A 21310-nucleotide genomic window follows, 5' to 3' on the forward strand; every position below is an offset into this window, starting at 1 on the left:
TGCGGTAAGGAACGACGCCAGGACTGTCACTCAGATCCCGGATCGCGGAACTTTTCTTCCGCTCGAGGATGGTAGTCATGGCGACAGCGGCGTCGTCAATCAGTACCGGCAAGTAGTTTCCTTGGTCATCTCATGACGATTTATCATTTATCTCCCACTTGAGCGACCGCTGACACCGGCTCAATCACACCGGCGGCCCGCCGCAGGATCTCGGTGTACACCGTCGGGTCGTCGCTGATGATCTGCGGGAAACCCCGCCCGTAGCGGCCGTGCCAGCGCGCCTCGACGCCCGGATTGGGGTAGTCGGTCCCGTCCGGGAGGTACAGGTGGGGGCTGCACACCACCCCGTGCTCCTTGGCGCAGTGGAAGTCCGCGGTCACCCGGCCCCGGGCCCTCCCGTCGTCGAGCCCGTCGGCGATGGCGCCCACGTCCACCCCGGGGGTCTCGCCGGCGACGCGGAGGACCACCGCCCGGGTCCCGATGGACAGGCTCTGCGCCCAGAAGGCCCGGCGCAGGGCGAGGTCGAGCCGTTCGGCCACGTCGAGCCCCTGCTCCTTGGCGAGCTGGACGGCCTCGAGCGCCGGCATGGTCGAGGAGGGGTACGTCCAGTCCGACGCCCGCCAGAGCTGCCAGCCCGCGTCCGGCTCGAGGTGGGCGACACCGCCCACCTCGGAGTCGGTGCCGGGGCGCGGGCTGGGCCCGTCGTTGAACAGCTCCAGGGGGAAGGCCCGGTGGTCCAGACGGACCACGGACTCCAGACCGAGGCGGGCCCGGGTGGTGTGCAGGCGGTGGATCGCCACGTGGGCGAACGAACACCACAGGTCGGAGAAGACCGTGATGGTGCCCGGCCGGACCTGGGTACGGGGGTGCGGTGTCGTGGGCATGGAGCTCCCTCCGGGGCGTGGCGACATGGGTGACAGGGCGCCGGAGCGCCAGGCGGACCGGTGCTGCCGGTCCGTCGGGGTCCGGTCGCCCGCGGAGCGTTCCGTGCGTGTGGTTCCTGCCCGCGGGACCACCGGCCCCAAGGGCCGGCGCCGCGTGCCCGAATGACGCGGTGGAACGGGTGGGGCGTGACGCCGGCCGGCGTCAGGTCACGCCCTGCCGTGGCCCGCCACCGGCTGGTCGGCCGGCCCGCCGCCCCCGCCCCGCCCGCGCCAGTAGCTCAGGACGTGCTCCTGGAGGAGTTCACCGACCCGTGGGTCACGGCGGCGGAACGCCTCCACGAGGAACTCGTGGTCGTCCGCGTTCTCGTGCAGCTCGGTGCGCAGCCAACGGATGGACATGGACGTCCACAGCTCGATGCCCAGGCCCTCCCAGGCCCGCAACAGGATGGCGTTGCCCGCCGCGCGGACGATCTCCCGGTGGAAGGCGATGGCGTGTTGTATCTGCGCCTCGGTGTCGCCGGCGAGCGCGGCGGCGTGCAGCGCCGTCACCTCCGCCTCCAGCACGGACAGGTCCTCGGCGAGCCGATCCACCGCGGTCTCGGCGGCGAGCCGCTCCAGGGCGGCGCGGACCGGGTACACCTCGCGGAGTTCGCGCTCGGTGAAGTCGCAGACCCGGGCGCCGCGGTTGGGTGAGGACTCGATCAGGCGCATGGCCTCCAGGTCCCGCAGCGCCTCGCGGACGGGCCCCTGGCTGACGCCGAGCTCCGCGGCCACCTGGCGCTCGACGATGCGGTCGCCCGGCCGCCACCGCCCGGAGACCAGGCCGTCGAGCAGCAGGCGCTTGATCTGCTCCCGCAGGGGGGCACGGGTCAGGGCGTCACTGGTGAGGCGCTGAGGGTTGTCCGCCGTGGTCATGTGCTCTTTCCCGCCGCCATGCGCTGCTACCTCCGTCCACGGACCTGACCGATTCCGGCCAGCGCCTTTTGAGCATTGATCGCTGATCGATCATTTGCTAGCATACAACGCCATGCTGCCATCGTGCTGCCGCTGTCGATCTGGCAGGGGCGGACGCGGCCGTCCAACCGGTCCGACGGATGCGGGTCCGTCCGGGCCGGACCAGGGGTCGCGGGGCGCGTCGCACCAGGTCGCGGGGCACGCCCACGAGCAGCCGACGCCGGTCTGCCGCTCTCACTGAAAGCCCCTCCCATCCACAGAGGAGCCATCGTGACTGAGCGCCTGCTCGACCTCACCCAGCACGAGATCCAGGCCCTGAAGACCCGGCACAACCTCGCTGACGCGCACACCCACCAACGTCAGTCCCCCACCCAGCGGGCCATCGTCGCCGCGCTCCCCGACCTGTGGTACGAGGCGGAGCAGACCCCCCAGGCGGTGCTCGAGGACCGGTTCAAGGACGCGTTCTTCCAGTTACACGGCCAGCACAGCGTGCGGGGCGGTGAGCGCACGCTGCTCTCCTACGCCGCGTCGATCTCCACCATCGTCACCGGGATGTACCTGGCCCAGCGGCAGCTCAGCGTGAGCCTGGTGGAGCCGTGCTTCGACAACCTGCCCGACGTGCTCAAGAACCTCGGCGTCCACCCGGTCCCCGTCCCGGAGGAGGTGCTGCACGACCCGGCGCTGATCTACCAACGGCTGGTGGAGACGGTGCGCACCGACGCGCTGTTCCTGGTCGACCCCAACAACCCGACCGGGTTCACCCTGCTGCGGCACGGTCGCACCGGCTTCCAGGAGGTGGTGCGCTACTGCGTGGACCACCACAAGCTGCTGGTGCTGGACCTGTGCTTCGCCGCCTTCGCCCTGGCCGACCCGCGGTTCGGCCGGTTCGACCTGTACGAGCTGCTCGACGGCTCCGGGGTGCGGTACATCGCCCTGGAGGACACCGGCAAGACGTGGCCGCTCCAGGACGCCAAGTGCTCCCTGCTGACCCCGAGCCCGGACCTGTACCCGGACCTGTACAACATCAACACCAGCGTGCTGCTCGACGTCTCCCCGTTCGTGCTGAACTTCGTCACCCGCTACGTGCAGGACTCCACCCACGACGCCATGGCCTCGGTGCGGGAGGTGGTGGCGGGCAACCGGGAGCTCGCCCAGAAGAAGCTGCACGGCAGCCTGCTGGAGCACCAGGAGCCGGTGGTGGACGTGAGCGTCGCCTGGTTCCGCATCCGCGACGAACGGGTCACCGCCAGCGAACTGCACCGCCGGGTCGCGGCGCGCGGCGTCTACGTGCTGCCGGGCACCTACTTCTACTGGAGCGACCCACGGCCCGGGGAGCGCTACGTGCGGCTGGCCCTGGCCCGCGACCCCAGGGAGTTCGCCCGCTCCCTCGACCGGCTGCGGGAGGCGGTGGACGACTGTGGGTGAGACCTACCTCGACGCCTCGCTGTTCCTCGGCATGCACAGCACCGACCCGGTCACCAGGGCCGCCTGCAAGGGGTTCTTCGTCACCCACCTGCACCTCCCCACGGTGATGACCTACGAGGAGGTCGGGCGCTGCGACGACGTCGTCTGGGGGCGCCCACGCCGGATACAGGACCTGTACTACCCGTTCATGGACGTGCTGCACAGCGTGCTCGACGTGCGCCGGCGCGGCTACCAGGTCAGTGACCTCACCCACCTGGACGCCCACCCGCTGACCGGGCTGCGCCCCCGGGAACGGCTGCTGCTCTCCGTGGTGAGCGCGACCGGGGGCCGTCTGGTGACGGTAAACCCGCGGCTGCTCCGCGCGTCGTCGGCCGGCCTACCGGTGTGCTCGCCGCGTCCCAGCCAGGAGACCGCCCCGTTCCCCGACGAGCTGGAGTCCCTCTACCGGCAGTCACTGGCGCTGGAGGTGGACCATGCCGAGGTCTGAACCCGCGGGGCGGGAAGCGGCCACCCCCCGTCCCGACCTGGAGGGGGTCGTGGTCCCGCTGGTCACCCCCCTGGACGAGCGACGCCGGGTGTGCAAGGGCAGCGTGGCCCGTCTGGTGTCCGGGCTGCGCCCCTACGTCTCGGCGTTCATGCCCACCCTCTCCACCGGCGAGGGCTGGCACCTCACGCTCTCCCAGTGGGCGGACATGGTGCGGGCCACGGTGGCCAACGCGGACGGCGCCCCGGTGCTCGCCGGGGTGGAGCTGGGGCGGGCCGGGCCGGTGCTGGAGCGGGCCAGGCTCGCGGCGGAGTTGGGCGCGGACGCGGTGGTCGTGCCGCCTCCGTTCCCGCGCGGCGCCGGGTGCCCCGGGCTGCTCGCGCACTACCGGCAGGTGACCGCGGGCAGTGAGCTGCCCGTGGTGGTCTACCACGAGAACGCGGTGTCCGGGACACCCCTGGACGCCGGGGCCCTGGCCGCGGTGTGCGCGTTGCCGGGCGTGATCGGAGTGAAGGAGTCCAGCGGCTCGGGCGAGTTCACCGCGGAACTACTGGCACATCGACCAGGGGTGCCGGTGCTTCAGGGGTGGGAGCAGCTCATCACCTCGGTGCCGGGGGTGGCCGGCTTCGTCGGGCCGCTCGCCAACCTGCACCCCGGGGTGTGCCGACGGGCCCTCGACTCCTTTGCCGAGGCGGACCAGCGCGCGGTGGACGCCCTGTGCGGGCAGTACCACCTGTTCGACGAGGACTGGTACCGCCATGTCAAGTTGGAACTGGCCAGGCGGGGCACGATCTCGACCCCGCTGACCGTGCGGTGATCGGGTGGAGGAACCCATGACCGACCTGACCACGGCCCCGGCGCCCCCGCGCACCAAGGGCGCCCGGCTGTTCGAGCTCAACCGCACCATCACCACGCCGGAGGAGTACCGGGAGCTGCTGGCCCTCGACGAGGAGCTGGTGGCGAGCCGGGCCCGGGAACTGGAGGCGGAGTACCCCCGGATCGCCGACCGGGCCGAGCTCACCCGGCTGGTCCGCGGACTCCTGGCGGAGGAGGAGGCCTCCCCCCCGGAGTGCGAACGGATCATGGCGGAGGAGCTGTCCCGGGAACAGTTCCGCGAAGTGGTGCGCCAGTTCGCGGTGGACGGGCTCACCGAGTCCGAGTCGTTCCTGCCGATCGTGCCCCGGCTGCCGAAGAAGGCGAAGATGGCCGTCTTCCGGGTGCTGGTGGACGAGTTCGGCTGCGGCAACCTCGACCAGGCGCACTTCAACATCTACCGGGAGCTGATGAGCGAACTCGATCTCTCCCTCGACGTCGAGGACTACCTGGGCACCACCAACCCCGAGACCTTCGCCTACGTGAACCTCTTCTTCTGGGCGGCGGCCAGGGCACCACGGCCGGAGTACTTCCTCGGGGCCCTGTGCTACCTGGAGTCCAGCATCCTCTACGCCTTCCGGTGCTTCGCCGACGCGGCCACCCGGCTGGGACTCGCGGGTGCCCGCTACTACACCGAGCACCTGCACATCGACCACTTCCACGCCAAGGAGCTCAGTGTGGCGATCCGGGAGCTGGAGGCCGAGGCAGACCTGGACTGCGCCAAGGTGTGGGCCGGTTTCCGGTTGGCCAGCGAGACCATCGGCGGCTCGGTCGAGGCCGCCGTCGCCTCCGCCCTGCGGGTGGCGTGATGGCGGCCCCCGACCGCGCCGACGGTCCGGTGCCCGCCCCGGCCCGGCCGCGGACGGCCGTCACCGACGGGGCGCCGGTGGTCGAGGCCGCCGGCGAGGACGAGGTGCGGGTGCGGGTGGGCGAACGGGAGTTCCTGGTCTCCGCCGCCTGCCCGCACCGCCGGGGCCGGTTGGTCTTCGCCCGGGTCAACGAGGCCAGGCTGCGCATCACCTGCCCCCTGCACCACTCCAGTTTCGACCTGCTCACCGGTGCGGCGCTGTCCGGTCCCACCGAGCGACCGCTGTGCGTGCGGGAGGTGACCGGGGACCAGCCGCCCCGGTGAGCGTCGCCCCCACCCGCGGCCGGCACCGCGGGTGGGGCCTCCGGGGGCGTCAGCACTGGTCGGCGAGCGCGGCGAGCAGGGCGACGAGCAGCGGGGGCGGGGGCCCGGCACGGCCGAACCGGGCCGAGCACTCCCGTGCCCGGGTCCTGGCGTCGCTCGACCCGCACCACCGCCAGGCGTCACCGAGCCGGGGCCCGTCCAGGTCCTCGACCCGGAGCACCGCGGGCCAGTCAAGTGCCTCAGCCTGGGCGGTGACCTTGGCGCCGCCGGCCACCGGGTCCACCGCGAGCACCGGCACGCCCGCGTCGAGTCCCAGCACCAGGCCGTGCAGTCGGGTGGTGACCACGACGTCGAGCCTGGTCAGGACGGCGCGGAGCTGACCGGGGGTGGCGGCCAGACGCCAGTCCCGGGTGTCCAGCCGGGTGTCCAGCGGGAGCCTGGCCGCGTCCAGCCGGAGCAGCCAGCGCGTCAGGGCCTCGGCGGCCCGCGTGTGGCGCCTGCGTTCGCCGTACTCCTGCTGCCCTTCGGTGAGGATGACGCCGACCAGGGGCACCGGCTCGGGGCGGGGGGCGTGCGCGGCGAGGTCCGGCTCGGGCGGCGCGGCCGTGCCGTCGCGGGGCAGCACCACGTGGAACCCGGTGACGGCCGGGTCGCCGGGGTCGGTCACCGAGGTGCCGACCGCGATCCGCCGGCAGTGGGCGAACCGCCGGTGGAGTTCGAGCAGTGGGGAGGGGACGTCCCCGGCGGGGCGGCGGGAGTGCAGCGGACCGCAGGCGAACACCAGGTGGCTGTACCGCTCGGGGTCGGCGTCGCTCAGGTGCAGCCCGCCCGGGTGGTAGGTGGGGGACCAGGCGGTGTCGAACGGGACCCCGGCGCCGGTCAGCGCGGCGGCCACGGCCTGCGCCGCCAGCACGTCGCCGGCGGTGGCCTCGCCGTGCCGGAAGGCGAACCACCCGGTGAGCAGGGCCCGTCGCACCGCCACGGGCGGTCAGCCCACGTATCGGCGGGCGGTCGAGGCGCGTTGCGGGGCCTCGAGCATCCGCAGGGTCCGCTCCACCCGGTCCGGCAGCACCCGCCGTTCCCGGACCACCCAGGGGAGGCCCGCCGCGGCCTCGGCGAAGGCCCGCAGCGAGGTGGCGTCCCTGGGGACGGTGCGGGCGAGGTGGGCGGTGCGGCGCAGCGCCGTCGGCAGTGGGCGGCGCAGCCAGGTGAACCACAGGGTGTTGCGGATGCCGTGGGCGCGGCGGAGCGTGGGGTCCCGCACCGGGGACGGCCGGTGGTGGACCGTCAGTTCGGGGGCGTGCAGCAGCCACCACCCCCCGGCGGCGAGGTCCGCAGCGAGCAGTTCCTCCTCGCCGCCGAGCCAGAGCCTCGGCGAGAACCCCCCGGCCCGGCGGAACGCGTCCAGGCGCAGCACGGTGGCGCCGGCGAGGAAGGAGCCCAGCGCGGGGCCCGGCAGGCCAGGCGGGGCGGGCACCGGCGAGTCCCGCAACTCGGCCACGACGGGGTCCTCGACGGGGTCCGCCCCGGGGGTGCGGGGGTCGTGGACCATGATGCGCGCGGTGACCGCGGCCACCGTGCGGTGCGCGTCCAGCAGGTCGGCGGCCCGGGCCAGCGAGCCGGGCTCCCACCACGTGTCGTCGTCGCAGAACGCGAGGTAGGGGGTGTGTGCCTCCCGGGCGGCCAGGTTGCGTCCGCAGGCTCCGAGGTTGCGCCCGGGACGGAGCAGCCGCATCCCGGGGTGGCGGGCGCGCACGGCGTCCGCGGTGCCGTCCCCGGAGTCGTTGTCCACCACCACCACGTGGGGTCGCTCCGGTAGGTCGGCGAGCCGGTCCAGGGTGTGCAGCAGTTCGCCGCGGCGGTTGTGAGTGATCACGGCGACGGTGACGCGCGGATCGGTCACTGGGGATCGCTCTCCCTCTTCGATGGTCGGCGTGCTCGATGGGTGCCCGTTCCCGGCACTGTGCATGAGTGGCACTCAACGGGCATGTCGGGCGGACGGGCGGTCGGAGCCACCTCCGGGTGGCGCGCCAGCAGCCGCAGGTCGGCCTCGAGCCACCGGGGCACCGGGCGGCGGTGGTGCACCGCCGCGGGCAGCAGGGGCAGCACGGAGAGGAACGCGGCACGCGCCTCGGCGCAGCGCACGGCGTCCCGGGCGAGCCGGGCGGTGGCCGCGGCGGCGTGCGTCCAGGGGCGGCGCAGCCAGGTGGTGAGCAGTTCGTTGCGGCGGACCCGGGCGCTGCGTCCCGGGCGTGGCCCCGGGTCGGGGTGGTGGTGGGCGACGACCCACGGGCAGTGCGCCACCCCCCAGCCGCGGGCTACCAGGTCCAGGGCGAGCAGGGTCTCCTCAGCGCCGAAGTGGAGCAGCGGGTGGAACCCCCCGGCCTCGAGGAAGGCGCTGCGGCGGACGATCGCGGCGCACGCCAGGAACCCCAGGACGGAGGGGCCCGGCAGGTCCGGGGCGGTGCCCAGGGGGGAGCCCGCGAGGACGGCGTCGAGCGGGTCGGTCGCGCCGTCCGGGCCCACCCGGGTGGCGGCGGCGAGCAGGCCGAGCCGCGGGTGGGCGGAGAACAGCGAGGCGGCCTCGGTCAGCGCTCCGGGGTGCCACCAGGAGTCGTCGTCGCTGAAGGCCACGTAGGGCGTGTCCAGGGCCAGGACGCCGTGGTTCCGCGCGACCGCGCCCTCGTTGCTGCCCAACGGCAGGACCCGGACCCCGGGGTGGCGGGCGCGCACGGCGGGCACGGTGCCGTCCCGCGAGGCGTTGTCCACCACCACGATCGGGGGCGCTTCGGGAAGTCCACCCAGCCGGTCCAGGGAGCGCAGCACCCGCTCCCGGCGGTTCCTGGTGATCACCACCACTCCGACGGGGAACGGGGAGGTCGTCATGGCCGGGTTCCGGACGGTGCCGCCGCCCGGGGCGGCGGCGGGGTCGCGGCGGGGAGCGGGAGGCCGGCCAGGGCGTGCAGCACCTCGCCCGGGGTGATCCGCAGCAGCCGGGTGTCGGGGACGTCCCCGTGGGCGTCGCCCTGGCGGTTGCCGGCCCCCGGGTCGGGGTGCCACAGGGCGCGGTGCGGGCCACCGGGCGGCGGTCCCCACAGGTGCGGGGCGACGGGGCCGAAGAGCACCACCGAGGGCGTCCCCAACGCGGTCGCCAGGTGGGCGAGTCCGGTGTCCCCCACCACCACGGCGCGGGCCCCGGCGACCAGCGCGGCGAGCTCGACGAACGGCACGTCACGGGTGCCGCCGAACACACTGCCCGGCGGCAGGCCGGCCCGCTCGGCCACCCGTTGGGCCAGTTCCCCCTCCCCCGCCCCCGCGGTGACCACCACCCGGTGGCCACGTTCCCGCAGTCCCCCGGCCACCGCGGCGAAACGGTCGGCCGGCCAGCGTCGCGCCGCGGCGTCGGCGCCCGGGTGCAGCACCACGGCCCCCGGTGCCGGCGGGGGTGTCGCCGGGGCGGCCAGCCGCAGGTCCGCGGGGTCCGCCGGGATTCCGTACCACCGCACCAGCCGGCACCAGCGGTCGCGCTCGTGTTCGTCGGCGCGCCACCGGGGGCCGACGATCCGGGGGGTGTCGGGGTGGGCGTAGGCGAGGATCCGGCCGGGGCCCAGCCGTTCCACCAGGAGGTGGCTGGGTGGTCCGTTGCCGTGCAGGTCCACCGCGATCTCGGGGGGCGGCCCGGTCCAGTCCAGCCGGGCGGGTACCTCCCGCCCCGGTGCGACGGTGGGCAGCAGCCGGTCCACCGCGCCGGTGGCCGCCGCGGCTGCGGCCAACCGTCCGGGAGCGGCCAGCACCAGGCGGTGACCCGGGTGGTGGCGGCGCAGGGCGCGCAGCGCGGGGACCGCGGTGAGCAGGTCCCCGAGCCCGAGGGCGCGCAGCACCAGGATCTCGGGGACCGGCCCGCCGTTCCGGTCGTCGCAGCCGCCCGGCGGGGCCCCGGGAGGGCCGCCGGCCCCGCTCATCGCTGGGGCCCCTGATCGCCACCGGCGGCGCGCTCCGGCCGGTCGGGCCACCGTACCCAGGCGGCCGTCCCGGTCGCCGTCCCGGTCCGGGCCCCGCTGCTGCCCGCCACCCACCCGTCGTTGCCCGCCCGAGGGGTTGTGCCGGCGGGGTCGCCCCCGCCCGCCCCGGGGGTCCGCGCCGCTGCGGGCCGCCGTTCGGGCAGGCACGCGGCGCGGCGGGCCAGGGCGGTGCTGGACCGCCCGTCCAGGTACGGCAGCACCAGCGCCTGTCCGCCCCAGGCCTGCACGGTCGCGGCCTCCGGCAGGGCGTCCACGGTGTAGTCACCGCCCTTGACCCACACCTGGGGCCGCAACCTGCCGAGCAGGGCCTGCGGGGTGTCCTCGTCGAAGACGGCGACGGCGTCCACACAACCGAGTCCGGCCAGCACCCTGGCCCGGTCCTCGGCCGGGACCAGGGGGTGTCCCGGTCCCTTGAGCCGGGCCACGGAGGCGTCCGAGTTCAGGCAGACGACCAGGCAGTCACCGATCCGGCGGGCGGACTCCAGGAGGCCGACGTGGCCGGCGTGCAGCAGGTCGAAGCAGCCCCCGGTGGCGACGACCGTGCCGCCCCGGGCCCGGACCGCGTCGGCGAGCGCGAACGGGTCCCGGGTGGCCGGGGGTTCGACGGCCGTGCCGGGCCCGTGCCGGCTGCCCACGAAGTCGGTGGCCGCGGCGACCGCGCGGTCCACGGCCTCCTCGGGCAGCGCTCCGTCGGCGAGCGCCGTCGCCGCGGTGGCCGCGAAACAGTCCCCGGCCCCGCAGGGGTCGCCCCACGACCGGTAGCGGGCGGGCAGCAGCATGGGGCTCTCGGTGCCACGGCTGAGCAGGGCCCCGCGGTGGCCGAGGGTGACGGCGACCGCGGCGGACTTCCAGTGCCGGCACAGCGCGGTGGCCCGCTCGGCGTGGTCGCGCAGCCCGTCGCCTCCGGTGGACAGGCCCGGCACGGCGGCGGCCATCGCCCTGGCCTCGGCCGCGTTGGGGGTGACCAGCCGGGCTCCCGGCACGGGCTGCTCCCCGCGCGGGTGGGGGTCCCACAGCAGCGTGGCCCGGCGCGCCGCCGCGGCGAGCCGGGGGCGCAACGCGTCGGCGGTGCCGTTGCCGTAGTCGGACACCAGTACGACGTCCGCCGCCGCCACCGCCTGGCGCACCGCGGAGTCGGGTGTTCCCGGCGTGCCGCCGCCCCGGTCGATCCGCACCAGGGGACGCCCCGAGGCACGCACCCGGGTCTTGACCGGAACGGTCCCGTCCAACGGGATCTCCAGGAGTTCCACCCGGCCGGCCAGCTCGTCGCGGAGCACCTGGTCCTCGTCCCCTTCGCCCAGCGCGGTCACCAGGATCACCGGCCGGCCGTCCCGGGCGGCGAGCACCGCGGCCAGGGCCGCGCCGCCGGGCCGGACGTGGTCGGTTCCCGCCCGCACCACCGGCGCCGGGGCGTCCGGGGCCAGGCGGGTGGCCTCGCCGTCGATGTCGCGGTCCAGCAGGGCGTCGCCCACCACGACCAGCGGGCGGCTCACGTCCGCTCCCGGTGCCGGCCCGGTTCCCGTTCGAGGGGGGTGCCGCGCGGTCCGCCCCCGGGGGGCCTGCCGTCGAGCACCGGGGCGGCCCCCGCGGAGGGCGCCGGGCCGGTCACTTCGGCGGACCGCCACAGCAGCAGCCGGTCGAGGGCCGCGTCGAACGCGGCGCACACCAGGTGCAGGGCGACCAGGTGCAGCTCCTGGACGGTGGCCGGCCGGGGCGCGTCCACGCACAGCGCGTCGTCCACCTGTTCCTCCAGCGGGTTGGGGGACGGTCCGGTCATCGCCCACACGGTCAGGCCGGCGGCCCTTCCGGCCGCCGCCGCGCGGAGCAGGTTGGGGCTGCGGCCCGACGTGCTGAGCAGCACCAGGACGTCCCCCGGGCGGCCGTGCGCGGCGACCTGGCGGGCGTACAGCTCGTCGAAGCCGTAGTCGTTGCCGATCGCGGTCACCGTGGACGTCTCGGCGTGCAGGGCCACGGCGGCGAACGGCGGGCGGTCGTGCTGGTAGCGGCCGACGAGCTCCGCGGTGAGGTGCTGGGCCTGGGCGGCGCTGCCGCCGTTGCCCGCGGCGAGCAGCCGGCCCCCGGCGGGCAGGAGTTGCGCCAGGTCGTCACCCCAGCGGACCAACAGGGGCAGGTGGCGGGAACGGAGCGAGGCCAGGGCGCGCTCCAGGGACCGGCAGTGTTCCTCCGCGTGCTGCAACGGCGCGTTCATCGGGCGGCTCCGGTGACGCTGACGGTCGCGGCTCGGGGGCCCGGCCGGCTTCCTGGGGCTCCTCGGGGGCGGCGGGGCAGCACCTCCGCGTAGACCGCCTCGGTCGCGCTGGCCACCCGGTCCCAGCGGTACCGGGCCAGCGCCCGGCGTCGTCCCGCGACCCCGTAGCGGGTCCGCAGCGGCGCGTCGGCCAGCAGTTCGTTGACCGCGGCGCCGAGGGCGACGGGGTCGCCCGGGGGGAAGAGCCTGCCGGTGACACCGTCGGCGACGGTGTCCAGGTGTCCCCCGACGGCACTGGCCACGACCGGCAGCCCGCACGCCATGGCCTCGAGCGGGACGATCCCGAACGGCTCGTACCTGGGTGGGCAGATCACCACGTCGGCGCTGCGCAACAGGGCCGGCATCCGTTCCCTGGCCACCCCGCCGAGCAGGCAGAGCCGGTCGGCGACCCCGGCCTCGGCGGCGAGCTCGGTGAGCCGCCGCGCCTCGGGGTCCTCGTGCAACCGGTCCGGCGGGGGCCCTCCGGCGATGACCAGCTCGGCGTCCCGGACGTGGGTGAGGGCCGCGATGGCGGTGTCCGAGCCCTTGCGCGGCACCAGCCGGCCCACCTGGAGCAGCCGGGGCCGGGTGCCCCTGGGCGCCGCGGGGCCGTGCGGGGTGAACCGTTCGGGGTCCACCCCGCAGGGCACCACCCGGATCCTGCGGTACGGCAACCCCATGGCGCGCAGTTCGCGGACCTCGTCGCGGCAGGTCGCGATGGTGCGGGCGCAGGCCCGTCCGACCGCGGTCTCGGCGGCGACCCGGCGCGGCGGGCTGGTGTCGGCGTCCCCCTGGTGGCGCCGCTTGACCGTGCCGAGCGCGTGGAAGGTGTGGACCACCGGGACGCCCGAGCCCCGGGCGCCGCGCAGGGTGGCGAGGCCGGACATCCAGTAGTGGGCGTGGGCGACGTCCGGCGGGTCCTCGCGCCACAGTTCGGCCAGCACGTCACCGAACGCCCCCATGTAGGGCAGCAGTTCGTCCTTGGGCACGTCCCGGGCGGGCCCCGCCGGCACGTGGTGCACGGTGACCCCGGGGCGCAGCCGCACCGATTCGGGCAGGTCGCCGGCGTCCTTGCGGGTGTGCACGGTCACCTGGTGGCCCAGGTCGGCCAACGCCCCGGCGAGCGCGGCGACGTGGACGTTCTGTCCGCCGGCGTCCACCCCGCCGAGGGCGGCGAGCGGGCTGGCGTGCTCGGACACCAGGGCGATCTTCAGCGGTGTGGTCACCGGGTCACCTCTTCGATCAGGCGGTTCCAGTCGGCCAGGAAGCGTTTGAGGCCGTAGCGCTCCAGGGCGGCCCTGCGCGCGCGCAGGCCGTCGGCGGCCGCCGCCCCGGGGTCGGCCAGGTAGTGGCGGACCGCCTCGGCGAGGACCTCGGGCCGGGTGGAGACCACTCCGCTGCCCGCCGGAACGGCCCGGACCACCTCGGTGGTGGCCAGCGCGACCACGGGCATCCCCAGGTGCATCGCCTCGAGCAGGGACAGCCCGAGCGAGGTCCAGCGCACCGGGTGCACGTAGACCCGGCGCGCGGCGAGCGCGGCGTGCAGTTCGGCCTGGGGGAGCTCCTGGGTGCGCAGTCTGCGCTGGTCGAGGCCGAGGTGGGCGGCGAGCGGCCCGGTGGCCATGCCGAACACGTCCAGGGGCGCGGCATCGGCGAACATCGGCAGCAGGTCGGTACCGGTGGTACGGCCGCGCCTGATCGGCTCGTTGACCACGACGGCGGCCCTGGGCACCTCGCCGGTGTAGAGGTGGCCCGGGTCCACGACGCCGTGCTCGATCACCTCGGTGCGGGTGGCGCCGTTGTCCCAGAACAGGCGGTTGAAGTGGGTGACGTGGACCAGGACCAGGTCGTCCCGGTCGGCGGCGGGGTGCAGGGTGTCGGGGACGCAGCCGTGGGGCGCGTTGTGCTCCAGGTACACCGCGGGCAGGTCCCGCCCCGGGCGGCGGCCGAGCCAGCGGTGCGCCAGTTCCTCCTCGAACGGGCGTTGCAGCACCACCAGGTCGATGTCGGTCGTGCGCAACTCCTCCGGGGGCACCTCGCGCACCGCGTCCGGCCAGTCGTAGGTGCGGGCCCGGCCGAGGCCCTCGGGGCCGCGCCCGGGGGTGACCGGCACGAGGTAGGTGTGCGGGCCCTGGACGAACGCCGTGGTCCAGGAACCGTGGACGTGCCACAGCAGGATGTTCACGCGGTCACCTCCGGTACGGACGCCCCGTCCGCCGCGCCGCTCGCCGCCGGACGCGTGGTCAGGGTCGCCACCGCCGTGGTGATCTCCTCGCCGGTGACCGAGTCGAGACAGGGGTGCTGCGGGACGGGGCAGACCCGGGCCCGGGTGCCCGCGCACCCGGCGTCCGGTCGGCCGAGCAGCACGTGCGGGACCCGGAACGGGCGCCAGCGTTCGGCCGGCACGACCGGGGCGAACCACGACACCACCGGGGTGCCCACGGCGGCGGCGAGGTGGGCGGGGCCGGTGTTGCCGACCACCACGGCGCGGGCGCCGGCCAGCACCCCGGACAGTTGGCGCAGGTCGGTGCGTCCGCCGAGGTCCACCGCGAGTCCCCGGGCCACCGCGGCGGTGAGCGCGGTCTCCTCGGGGCCGCCGGTGACCACCACCCGGTGTCCCGCGGCGACCAGGGACCGCACCGCAGCCGCGGCCCTCTCGGGGCTGGGGGCCCGGGCCGGGGCCTGGGCGCCCGGGTGCACCACCACGTACGGGTCGTCGCCGGTCAGCGCCCGGGTGTCGGGCGGCGGGCTGACCCGCAGTTCCCCCTGGTCACCCGGGGGGAGCCGGTAGCCGGCGGCGACCGCGAGGTCGAGCGCGGCCTCGGCCTCGTGCCGGTCCGGCGCGCGGTGGTGCCGCAGGTCCAGCAGGGAGCCCGGGTAGTGTTCGCTGTCCGCGCCGATCCAGCGGATGCCGGCGAGCCTCAGCACCAGGGCGGTGGGCAGGGGGCTCTGGTGGAACGAGGCCAGGACCAGCGCCCGGTCGAAGCGGCCCGCCGCGACTCGTTCCGCCAGCGCGAGCACCTCGTCCACCCGCACCGGCGGCGGCTCGAGACCGACCCACGGCGCCTCCCACTCCAGCACCTCGTCCACCCCGGGCAGCAGTTGGGCCGCGGCGGCCCCTGCGGGTCCGACGAGCACCGCCACCCGTTCGCTGCCCGCGGCCACCGCGCGCACCGCGGGACCGGCGAGCAGCACGTCACCCGCGCTGTCCAGACGCACCACCAGGGATCTCATCGGCCGGGGCCCCCACCGCGCGGGGCCACCGGGCAACCGGGGTCCGCGCCCGAGAGGGCCAGCTCCACCGCCTCGGCCAGGTCCGCCGCGACCTCGGGTTCCCGCGCCACCTCGGCGGTCCGGGTCGCCGCGGTGGGCACGAGGATGCCGCGTGCGCCGGCGGCCCTGGCCGCGGCGCAGTCCGCGCCGATGTCGCCGATGACGGTGGTCCTTCGCGGTTCCACGCCGAGGCCGCGGGCCGCGGCCAGGACCAGTCCGGGCGCGGGCTTCCTGCATCCGCAACGGTCCGCGGGGCCGTGCGGGCAGATCGCCCAGACGTCGAAAGGGCCGAGGAGCTCCTCGATCCGGTCGCGCACCGCCTCCACCTGTTGCCTGGTCAGCAGGCCGCGGGCGACACCCGACTGATTGCTGACCACGCCGAGGCCGACGCCGGCCGTGCGGAGCCTGGCCAGGGCGGCGCGGGCGTGCGGCATCGGGCGGACCCGCGCCGGGTCGCCGTTGTAGGGGACGTCCTCCACCAGGGTGCCGTCCCGGTCGAACAGGACCGCACGCGGCGTCGTCGTCCGGCCACCGGGCTCCGGCCGGGTCCGCGGCCCGGTGAGGAGCCACGGCGGCGGCTCGGGGCGGGAGGGTGCCGCGGAGCCCCGGGGTTGCGGGCGCGGCGCGGCGGGCCGGCCGGGTTCGGCTGCGTTGACCATCACGATCCTTCCATCCGTCAGTGACGAACCGGGGCTGGGGCGGGGACGGCGGGGGTCCGGCCGGACGCCGGCCGCCGGTCAGGGCACACCGCTCACCACCGGACGTTCGACCGGGGCGGGGCGCTCGGCGCGGACCCGGCCGCGTCGCGGACCACAACCCACCTCGCGCCAGGCGCGGGCCCGCCGGTGCCGCACCACGCCGGCCAACCAGTGCCGGCACGCCGCCACGGGGATCACCAGGCTGGTCAGCGCCATGGTCCCGACCTCCGCCCTGGTCCGCGGCCCCGGAAGCACCCGCGCCACGGCGAGTTCCGTGGTACCGGCGAGCCACAGACCGGCGCAGGCCACCGCGGCCCGCGGGCGTCGGAGCGCCGCGCAGACCAGCGTCGCGCCCGCCGCGGCACCGATGGCCAGGTGGGCGGGGAGCCGTCCCCGCGGCGCCTCGGCCCTGGCCCACCAACCGCGGCCGTGCAGCCTGGTCATCAGCACGTCGTCGCCGTTGCCCGCCTGGGCGCGCACGGACGCCCAGCGGTCGGCGGGCCGCACGGGATGGGTGGTCACCCGGGTGCCCCTGACGAGTTCCCAGCCGGCGTCCTCGACCCGCAGCGCCAGGTCCGCGTCCTCGCGGAACGCCCTGCGGAACCGCTCGTCGAAACCGCCCACCTCCTCGAGGGCGCGGCGCCGGTACGCCATGTCCGCCGTGATCCACCGGGCGGTGGCCAGGCCCGCGGTGCCGCGTTCCACGTCCGTGGGGCGACGGTCCTTGGGCAGGGGCACCAGGATGCGCCCCTGCACCCCCGCGGTGCGGGGCTCGGCGCGGGCCAGGTCCACCGCGAGCTGACGGGCCCACAGCGGGCCCGGCACCGTGTCGTCGTCCAGGAAGACCACCCAGGGCTGGGTGGTCGCCCGCCAGCCGGTGTTGCGGGCGGCGGCGGGACCGTTGCCGCAGCCGGCCACCACCTCCAGCCGGTCCTCGAGCGCCTCGGGGACCGCGAGGAGCAGCGGGTGGCAGTCGGTGAGCGGGCGGTCGTCCACCACCACGACCCGGTTGGGCAGCGGGCCGTCACCGTTCGCGAGGGCGTGCAGGCAGGCCGTCAGGCTGGGTCGGCCCACCGTCGGGATCACCACTGCGTAGGCGGTCACGGCTGGGCCTCCCCGGTGCTGCCGTGGTGCGCGAACAACTGGCCGCGCCGGACCACGAAGGACCCGATGGCGAGCAGGTCCACGGGGGACGAGCCGAAGCACTCCAGGGCGTCCCGGGGATCGTCCACCATCGGCCGACCCGCCGTGTTCAGACTGGTGTTGACCACCACCGGGAGGCCGGTGAGCCCTTCGAACCGCTCCAGCATCCGGCCGAGCAGCGGGGAGGTCGCCGGGTCCACCGTCTGGATCCTGGCGGTGCCGTCCACGTGCACGACCGCGGGGATGCGGTCCCGCCAGCGTTCGGAGACCCGGTGCACGAAGAGCATGTAGGGGCTGGGGAGCGGGCCTTCGAAGATGTCGGCCGCCCGGTCGGCGAGCACCATGGGGGCCACCGGGCGGAACTGCTCGCGCCCCTTGACGTCGTTGAGCCGCTCCAGGTTGCCGCAGTGCCCGGGGTGCGCCAGCAGGGAGCGGTGTCCCAGGGCCCGGGGCCCGTACTCGGCGCGGCCCTGGAACCAGGCCACGATGCCGTTGTCGGCGAGGGTCCGCGCGACCTCGTCGGCCAGGTCCTCCGGTCGCTGGTAGGGGACGCCCGCGGTCTTCAGCCACGCCTCGAGCTCGGCGTCGGACCAGCCCCGGCCCAGGTCAGCCCCGGTCATCGGCGCCGGAACGACGTCGTGCTCCGCGCTCAGGTGCAGCGCGGCCCCCAGTGCGGTCCCGGCGTCGCCGGCGGCGGGCTGCACCCAGACGCGGTCGAAGGGGCCGTCGCGGGCGATCCGGGAGTTGGCCACGCAGTTGAGCGCCACTCCGCCGGCCATGGTCAGGAGCCGGTCGTGGGTGCGGCCGTGCAGCCAGCGGACCAGGTCGAGCAGCACTTCCTCGAGGACGGCCTGGGCCGAGGCGGCGAGGTCGGCGTGGACCTGCGTCCAGGTCTGCTCGGGGCGGCGCCGCGGTGCGAACTCCTCCCAGGTCACCCCGGTGGTCCGGAACCCGCCGTCCCCGGTGGGGTGCACCTGGCGACGCAGGGCCTGGAGCATCCTGGGGCGGCCGTGGGAGGCGAGCGCCATGACCTTGTACTCGTCACTGGACCGCAGGAAGCCGAGGTGGTCGGTGAGTTCCTCGTAGAGCAGGCCGAGCGAGTGGGGCAGGCGCTGGCCGTGCAGCGACTCCAGTCGGGAGCCGGTCCGGCGGGCGGCGAGGTGGGAGGTGGCCTCTCCGCGGCCGTCCAGCACCAGCACCGCGCAGGAGTCCGCGTCGGCGGGGCCGTCGGCCGCGTAGGCCGCGGACGCGGCGTGGGCGAGGTGGTGCGGCACGAACCGCACCAGCTCGGGGTCGAGGCCGGGCAGCGCCTCGGCGAGGAAGCCCGGCGCCTCCCGGGCGTAGCACAGCCGCAGGTGGTCCCAGGGGTCGGACAGCCCGAGTTCCGGGGCGGGGCGGGCCAGCGCCGGGTCGAAGGAGTAACCGACCAGGTCCAGGTCCTGGGGGCGCAGTCCGGCCTGCGCCAGGCACCAGCCGGCGGCGCGCTCGGGCAGTTCCCAGGCGGAGAACGGCACCGGTCGCTTGCCGTGCTTGCGGCGGGAGAATCGCTCCTCTTCCGCGGCGGCGACGATCCGGCCGTCGATGACGAGGGCGGCTGCGGAGTCGTGGAAGAGGGCGTTGACGCCCAGGATGCGCATGGGTTGGCCCTTTCGGCGGCGGGACTCGGTGACGGAAGGAGGAGGGGCGGTTCGTCAGCGAGGGGGGTCCCGCGGATCGTCCTCGGGGTGGTCACGGAACCACGCGATGGTGCGGGCCAGTCCGTCCCGTGCCGGGACCCGCGGCTCCCACTGCAACTTGTCCCTGGCCAGGTCGATGTCGGGACAGCGCACGCTGGGGTCGTCGGTCGGTCGCTCCACGAACCGGATGCCCGCGCGGGAGCCCGTCAGCTCCAGCACGAGCCGGGCCAGTTCCTGGATGCTCAGCTCGCCGGGGTTCCCGATGTTCACCGGCCCGGTGAGGTCCGCGGCGGCGAGCGCGAGCACGCCCGCCACGGTGTCGTCCACGTAGGTCAGGGACCGGGTCTGCCGTCCGTCACCGGTGACCGTCAGCGGCTCGCCGGCCAGGGCCTGGCGGATGAACGTGGGCACCGCCCGCCCGTCCCTCGCCCGCATCCGCGGACCGTAGGTGTTGAACAGGCGGACGATCCCGGCGTTCACCCCGCGGGTGGTGGCCTCCGCCGTGGTCAGCGCCTCGGCGTAGCGCTTGGCCTCGTCGTAGACGCTGCGCGGGCCGACCGGGTTGACGTGCCCCCAGTAGCGCTCGTTCTGCGGGTGCTGGCGCGGGTCCCCGTAGACCTCGGAGGTGGAGGCGAGGACGAACCTCGCGCCGTGCTCGCGGGCCACGGCGAGCGCGTTGCGGGTGCCGAGGCTGCCGGTCTCCAGGGTGTGCAGCGGCAGCCGCAGGTAGTCGGCGGGCGAGGCCGGGGACGCGAAGTGCAGGACCAGGTCCACCGGTTGTTCCACCGCGAACGGCTCGGTGACGTCGGCCCGCACCAGGGTGAAGTCGTCGCGTCCGACCAGGTGGGCGACGTTGGCCGGGGAACCGGTGCACAGGTCGTCGACGCACACCACCGCGGTGCCGCCTTCCACCAGGGCGGTGCACAGGTGGGAACCGACGAAGCCGGCCCCTCCGGTGACGACCGCGCGCCGCCAGCGCGGGGGTGTTGTGGGCATGGCTTCTCCTGACGTCCGGCGGCACACGCGGGTGGGGTCGGGTGGCCCGGCGCCTGCGTGGAACCGCGGGCCGACCCGCTGGCCGGTACGAAAATACGCTCGCTTTGCACTTTATGTCCGGTTCTTCGATCCCACGCGCCGAGTACCGCCAACCGGCGACAGGGGGGCACCCGCACCACCCACCACCCCACCGACGCAGCCCTTCACGACCCATGCGGTGAATCGATCCATTACCCACCCGAACAAACGGACGTAACGGCTGGACAGTCAGAGATCTGACCGAGAGCAGAGCGTCGAGGAAGGAGATGAAACCTTTCATTTCCTTGCTTGACGAGGCCGGAGTACCCGCCTAGGGTTCCTGCGCCTGTCCGTTTCTCGTTCGCGTTTCCGTTTCTGCCGCCATCGCCCGCGACGGCGGCCCGGCCGTGGTCGTCCGGGGCCGCCCGCCGCCGGGTCAGGTCCGCCCCGCCCAGGAGAACCACCCATGCCGCACTTCGACCTGCCCCTGGACCAGTTGCGCGAGTACCGACCCGAGGTCGCCCAGCCGGACGACTTCGATGAGTTCTGGGCCGGGACCCTCGACGAGGCGCGCCGTCACGACCTCGCCCCGGCCTTCGAGCCGGTGGACCTCCCGCTGACCGGGGTCAGGGTCCACGACGTCACCTTCTCCGGCTTCGGCGGACACCGGATCAAGGGCTGGCTCACCCTGCCGGCCAACGCCACCGGGCCGCTTCCCGCGGTGGTGGAGTTCGTCGGCTACGGCGGTGGCCGCAACCTGCCGCACACCCACCTGCTGTGGGCCACGGCCGGCTTCGCCCACCTGGTGATGGACACCCGGGGCCAGGGCTCCGGGTGGGGCACGGGTGACACCGAGGACCCGGTCGGCAGCGCCCCCGCGTCACCCGGGTCGATGACCCGCGGCATCCTCGACCCCCACGACTACTACTACCGCCGCGTGTTCACCGACGCGGTCCGGGCGGTGGAGACGGCGCGCTCCCACCCCCTGGTGGACCCCTCGCGGGTCGCCGCGATCGGGTCCAGCCAGGGCGGCGGGATCACCCTGGCCGTGGGCGGCCTGGTGCCCGACCTGGTGGCGATAGCCCCCGACGTGCCGTTCCTGTGCCACTTCCGGCGGAGCGCCACCCTGACCGGCAGGGAGCCGTACGCCGAGATCGCCCGCTACCTCAAGGCGCACCGACGCCACGAGGAACAGGTGTTCCGCACCCTGTCCTACTTCGACGGGGTCAACTTCGCCTCCCGGGGTCGGGCCCCCGCGCTGTTCTCCACGGCCCTGGAGGACATGGTCTGCCCGCCCTCCACGGTCTTCTCCGCGTACAACGCCTACGCCGGCGACGACAAGCAGATCGAGGTCTTCTCGTTCAACGGGCACGAGGGCGGTGGCCCCTTCCTCCAGGACACCCTGCTCCACTGGCTCCCCCAGCGGCTGCGGGGCCGCGCGGCGAGCACCGCCTGAGCCACCGCCCCACCACGGCCACCGGCCC

At 75.2% G+C, this 21310-nt stretch carries 21 protein-coding genes; 6 read left to right on the forward strand and 15 right to left on the reverse strand.

The features are described 5' to 3' along the window. Positions 1–143 precede the first annotated feature (143 nt). Both A3IG_RS0120560 and A3IG_RS30665 read right to left on the reverse strand, forming a co-directional pair. Positions 144–884 carry a DsbA family oxidoreductase gene (locus A3IG_RS0120560; RefSeq protein ID WP_018385480.1) on the reverse strand — a complete coding sequence of 247 codons (741 nt, stop codon included), beginning with the start codon at positions 882–884 and terminating at the stop codon, positions 144–146. A 207-nt stretch (positions 885–1091) separates the two neighbouring features. After that, complete coding sequence (locus tag A3IG_RS30665; RefSeq protein ID WP_018385481.1) at positions 1092–1799, reverse strand: GntR family transcriptional regulator; 708 nt, start codon at positions 1797–1799, stop codon at positions 1092–1094. 309 nt (positions 1800–2108) lie between these two features. On the opposite strand from A3IG_RS30665, the gene A3IG_RS0120570 reads away from it, so the two are divergent. The 5 genes from A3IG_RS0120570 to A3IG_RS0120590 are packed head-to-tail and all read left to right on the forward strand — an operon-like array spanning position 2109 to position 5752. Beyond that, the gene (locus A3IG_RS0120570; protein ID WP_018385482.1) at positions 2109–3263 is read left to right on the forward strand and encodes an aminotransferase class I/II-fold pyridoxal phosphate-dependent enzyme; all 1155 of its coding nucleotides are present in this window, start codon (positions 2109–2111) and stop codon (positions 3261–3263) included. After that, on the forward strand, positions 3256–3750 hold the full coding sequence (locus A3IG_RS0120575) for a DUF6190 family protein (RefSeq protein WP_018385483.1): 495 nt from the start codon (positions 3256–3258) through the stop codon (positions 3748–3750). Before A3IG_RS0120570 ends, A3IG_RS0120575 begins: the two co-directional genes overlap by 8 nt. After that, positions 3737–4564, forward strand: a complete 828-nt coding sequence (locus A3IG_RS0120580) for a dihydrodipicolinate synthase family protein (protein WP_018385484.1) — start codon at positions 3737–3739, stop codon at positions 4562–4564. Before A3IG_RS0120575 ends, A3IG_RS0120580 begins: the two co-directional genes overlap by 14 nt. Positions 4565–4580: 16 nt before the next feature. Further along, a complete protein-coding gene (locus A3IG_RS0120585) occupies positions 4581–5429 on the forward strand; it encodes an iron-containing redox enzyme family protein (protein ID WP_018385485.1) in 849 nt (282 codons plus the stop codon). After that, positions 5429–5752 (forward strand): Rieske (2Fe-2S) protein, encoded by a 324-nt coding sequence (locus A3IG_RS0120590; RefSeq protein ID WP_018385486.1) that lies wholly within the window; start codon positions 5429–5431, stop codon positions 5750–5752. Before A3IG_RS0120585 ends, A3IG_RS0120590 begins: the two co-directional genes overlap by 1 nt. Positions 5753–5801: 49 nt before the next feature. Here A3IG_RS0120590 and A3IG_RS0120595 read toward each other — a convergent pair whose 3' ends face one another. The 13 genes from A3IG_RS0120595 to A3IG_RS0120655 form a co-directional block, all read right to left on the reverse strand. Then, on the reverse strand, positions 5802–6734 hold the full coding sequence (locus A3IG_RS0120595) for a hypothetical protein (protein ID WP_018385487.1): 933 nt from the start codon (positions 6732–6734) through the stop codon (positions 5802–5804). 6 nt (positions 6735–6740) lie between these two features. Then, entirely contained in the window at positions 6741–7655 is a 915-nt protein-coding gene (locus A3IG_RS0120600) for a glycosyltransferase family 2 protein (protein WP_018385488.1), read from the reverse strand. Next, positions 7652–8638, reverse strand: coding sequence for a glycosyltransferase family 2 protein (locus A3IG_RS0120605; RefSeq protein WP_018385489.1), 987 nt, complete (start codon positions 8636–8638; stop codon positions 7652–7654). The genes A3IG_RS0120600 and A3IG_RS0120605 overlap by 4 nt, the downstream gene beginning before the upstream one ends. After that, the gene (locus A3IG_RS30670; protein ID WP_078500767.1) at positions 8635–9714 is read right to left on the reverse strand and encodes a glycosyltransferase family 9 protein; all 1080 of its coding nucleotides are present in this window, start codon (positions 9712–9714) and stop codon (positions 8635–8637) included. Before A3IG_RS30670 ends, A3IG_RS0120605 begins: the two co-directional genes overlap by 4 nt. Continuing rightward, entirely contained in the window at positions 9711–11267 is a 1557-nt protein-coding gene (gene rfaE2 / locus A3IG_RS0120615) for a D-glycero-beta-D-manno-heptose 1-phosphate adenylyltransferase (RefSeq protein ID WP_018385491.1), read from the reverse strand. Before rfaE2 ends, A3IG_RS30670 begins: the two co-directional genes overlap by 4 nt. Then, entirely contained in the window at positions 11264–11983 is a 720-nt protein-coding gene (locus A3IG_RS30675) for a D-sedoheptulose-7-phosphate isomerase (protein WP_018385492.1), read from the reverse strand. The genes rfaE2 and A3IG_RS30675 overlap by 4 nt, the downstream gene beginning before the upstream one ends. Continuing rightward, the gene (locus A3IG_RS0120625; RefSeq protein ID WP_018385493.1) at positions 11980–13248 is read right to left on the reverse strand and encodes a glycosyltransferase; all 1269 of its coding nucleotides are present in this window, start codon (positions 13246–13248) and stop codon (positions 11980–11982) included. Before A3IG_RS0120625 ends, A3IG_RS30675 begins: the two co-directional genes overlap by 4 nt. Next, positions 13245–14207 (reverse strand): glycosyltransferase, encoded by a 963-nt coding sequence (locus tag A3IG_RS0120630; protein ID WP_018385494.1) that lies wholly within the window; start codon positions 14205–14207, stop codon positions 13245–13247. The genes A3IG_RS0120625 and A3IG_RS0120630 overlap by 4 nt, the downstream gene beginning before the upstream one ends. Then, positions 14204–15256: a glycosyltransferase family 9 protein gene (locus tag A3IG_RS0120635; protein WP_026220485.1), complete on the reverse strand. Its 1053-nt coding sequence runs from the start codon at positions 15254–15256 to the stop codon at positions 14204–14206. Before A3IG_RS0120635 ends, A3IG_RS0120630 begins: the two co-directional genes overlap by 4 nt. Next, positions 15253–15954: a D-glycero-alpha-D-manno-heptose-1,7-bisphosphate 7-phosphatase gene (locus A3IG_RS0120640; protein ID WP_018385496.1), complete on the reverse strand. Its 702-nt coding sequence runs from the start codon at positions 15952–15954 to the stop codon at positions 15253–15255. The genes A3IG_RS0120635 and A3IG_RS0120640 overlap by 4 nt, the downstream gene beginning before the upstream one ends. 78 nt (positions 15955–16032) lie before the next feature. Next, complete coding sequence (locus A3IG_RS0120645) at positions 16033–17097, reverse strand: glycosyltransferase family 2 protein (protein ID WP_018385497.1); 1065 nt, start codon at positions 17095–17097, stop codon at positions 16033–16035. After that, the gene (locus A3IG_RS0120650) at positions 17094–18773 is read right to left on the reverse strand and encodes a carbamoyltransferase family protein (RefSeq protein ID WP_018385498.1); all 1680 of its coding nucleotides are present in this window, start codon (positions 18771–18773) and stop codon (positions 17094–17096) included. Before A3IG_RS0120650 ends, A3IG_RS0120645 begins: the two co-directional genes overlap by 4 nt. 54 nt (positions 18774–18827) lie before the next feature. Beyond that, positions 18828–19808 carry an NAD-dependent epimerase/dehydratase family protein gene (locus A3IG_RS0120655; protein ID WP_018385499.1) on the reverse strand — a complete coding sequence of 327 codons (981 nt, stop codon included), beginning with the start codon at positions 19806–19808 and terminating at the stop codon, positions 18828–18830. Positions 19809–20292: 484 nt separating this feature from the next. Here A3IG_RS0120655 and A3IG_RS0120660 point away from each other — a divergent pair, with 484 nt between their 5' ends. Then, complete coding sequence (locus A3IG_RS0120660) at positions 20293–21282, forward strand: acetylxylan esterase (RefSeq protein ID WP_018385500.1); 990 nt, start codon at positions 20293–20295, stop codon at positions 21280–21282. Positions 21283–21310: the final 28 nt, after the last annotated feature.

Origin of the sequence: Wenjunlia vitaminophila DSM 41686, from assembly GCF_000380165.1 — a bacterium.
GTDB classification, from domain to species: domain Bacteria; phylum Actinomycetota; class Actinomycetes; order Streptomycetales; family Streptomycetaceae; genus Wenjunlia; species Wenjunlia vitaminophila.

What these genes read in the sequence shown, in the direction of transcription:
- A3IG_RS0120560 (WP_018385480.1), bottom strand. Translation starts at nt 884, where the DNA reads ATGCCCACGACACCGCACCCCCGTACCCAGGTCCGGCCGGGCACCATC.
- A3IG_RS30665 (WP_018385481.1), bottom strand. Translation starts at nt 1,799, where the DNA reads ATGACCACGGCGGACAACCCTCAGCGCCTCACCAGTGACGCCCTGACC.
- A3IG_RS0120580 (WP_018385484.1), top strand. Translation starts at nt 3,737, where the DNA reads ATGCCGAGGTCTGAACCCGCGGGGCGGGAAGCGGCCACCCCCCGTCCC.
- A3IG_RS0120585 (WP_018385485.1), top strand. Translation starts at nt 4,581, where the DNA reads ATGACCGACCTGACCACGGCCCCGGCGCCCCCGCGCACCAAGGGCGCC.
- A3IG_RS0120590 (WP_018385486.1), top strand. Translation starts at nt 5,429, where the DNA reads ATGGCGGCCCCCGACCGCGCCGACGGTCCGGTGCCCGCCCCGGCCCGG.
- A3IG_RS0120605 (WP_018385489.1), bottom strand. Translation starts at nt 8,638, where the DNA reads ATGACGACCTCCCCGTTCCCCGTCGGAGTGGTGGTGATCACCAGGAAC.
- A3IG_RS30670 (WP_078500767.1), bottom strand. Translation starts at nt 9,714, where the DNA reads ATGAGCGGGGCCGGCGGCCCTCCCGGGGCCCCGCCGGGCGGCTGCGAC.
- A3IG_RS30675 (WP_018385492.1), bottom strand. Translation starts at nt 11,983, where the DNA reads ATGAACGCGCCGTTGCAGCACGCGGAGGAACACTGCCGGTCCCTGGAG.
- A3IG_RS0120635 (WP_026220485.1), bottom strand. Translation starts at nt 15,256, where the DNA reads ATGAGATCCCTGGTGGTGCGTCTGGACAGCGCGGGTGACGTGCTGCTC.
- A3IG_RS0120640 (WP_018385496.1), bottom strand. Translation starts at nt 15,954, where the DNA reads ATGGTCAACGCAGCCGAACCCGGCCGGCCCGCCGCGCCGCGCCCGCAA.
- A3IG_RS0120650 (WP_018385498.1), bottom strand. Translation starts at nt 18,773, where the DNA reads ATGCGCATCCTGGGCGTCAACGCCCTCTTCCACGACTCCGCAGCCGCC.
- A3IG_RS0120655 (WP_018385499.1), bottom strand. Translation starts at nt 19,808, where the DNA reads ATGCCCACAACACCCCCGCGCTGGCGGCGCGCGGTCGTCACCGGAGGG.
- A3IG_RS0120660 (WP_018385500.1), top strand. Translation starts at nt 20,293, where the DNA reads ATGCCGCACTTCGACCTGCCCCTGGACCAGTTGCGCGAGTACCGACCC.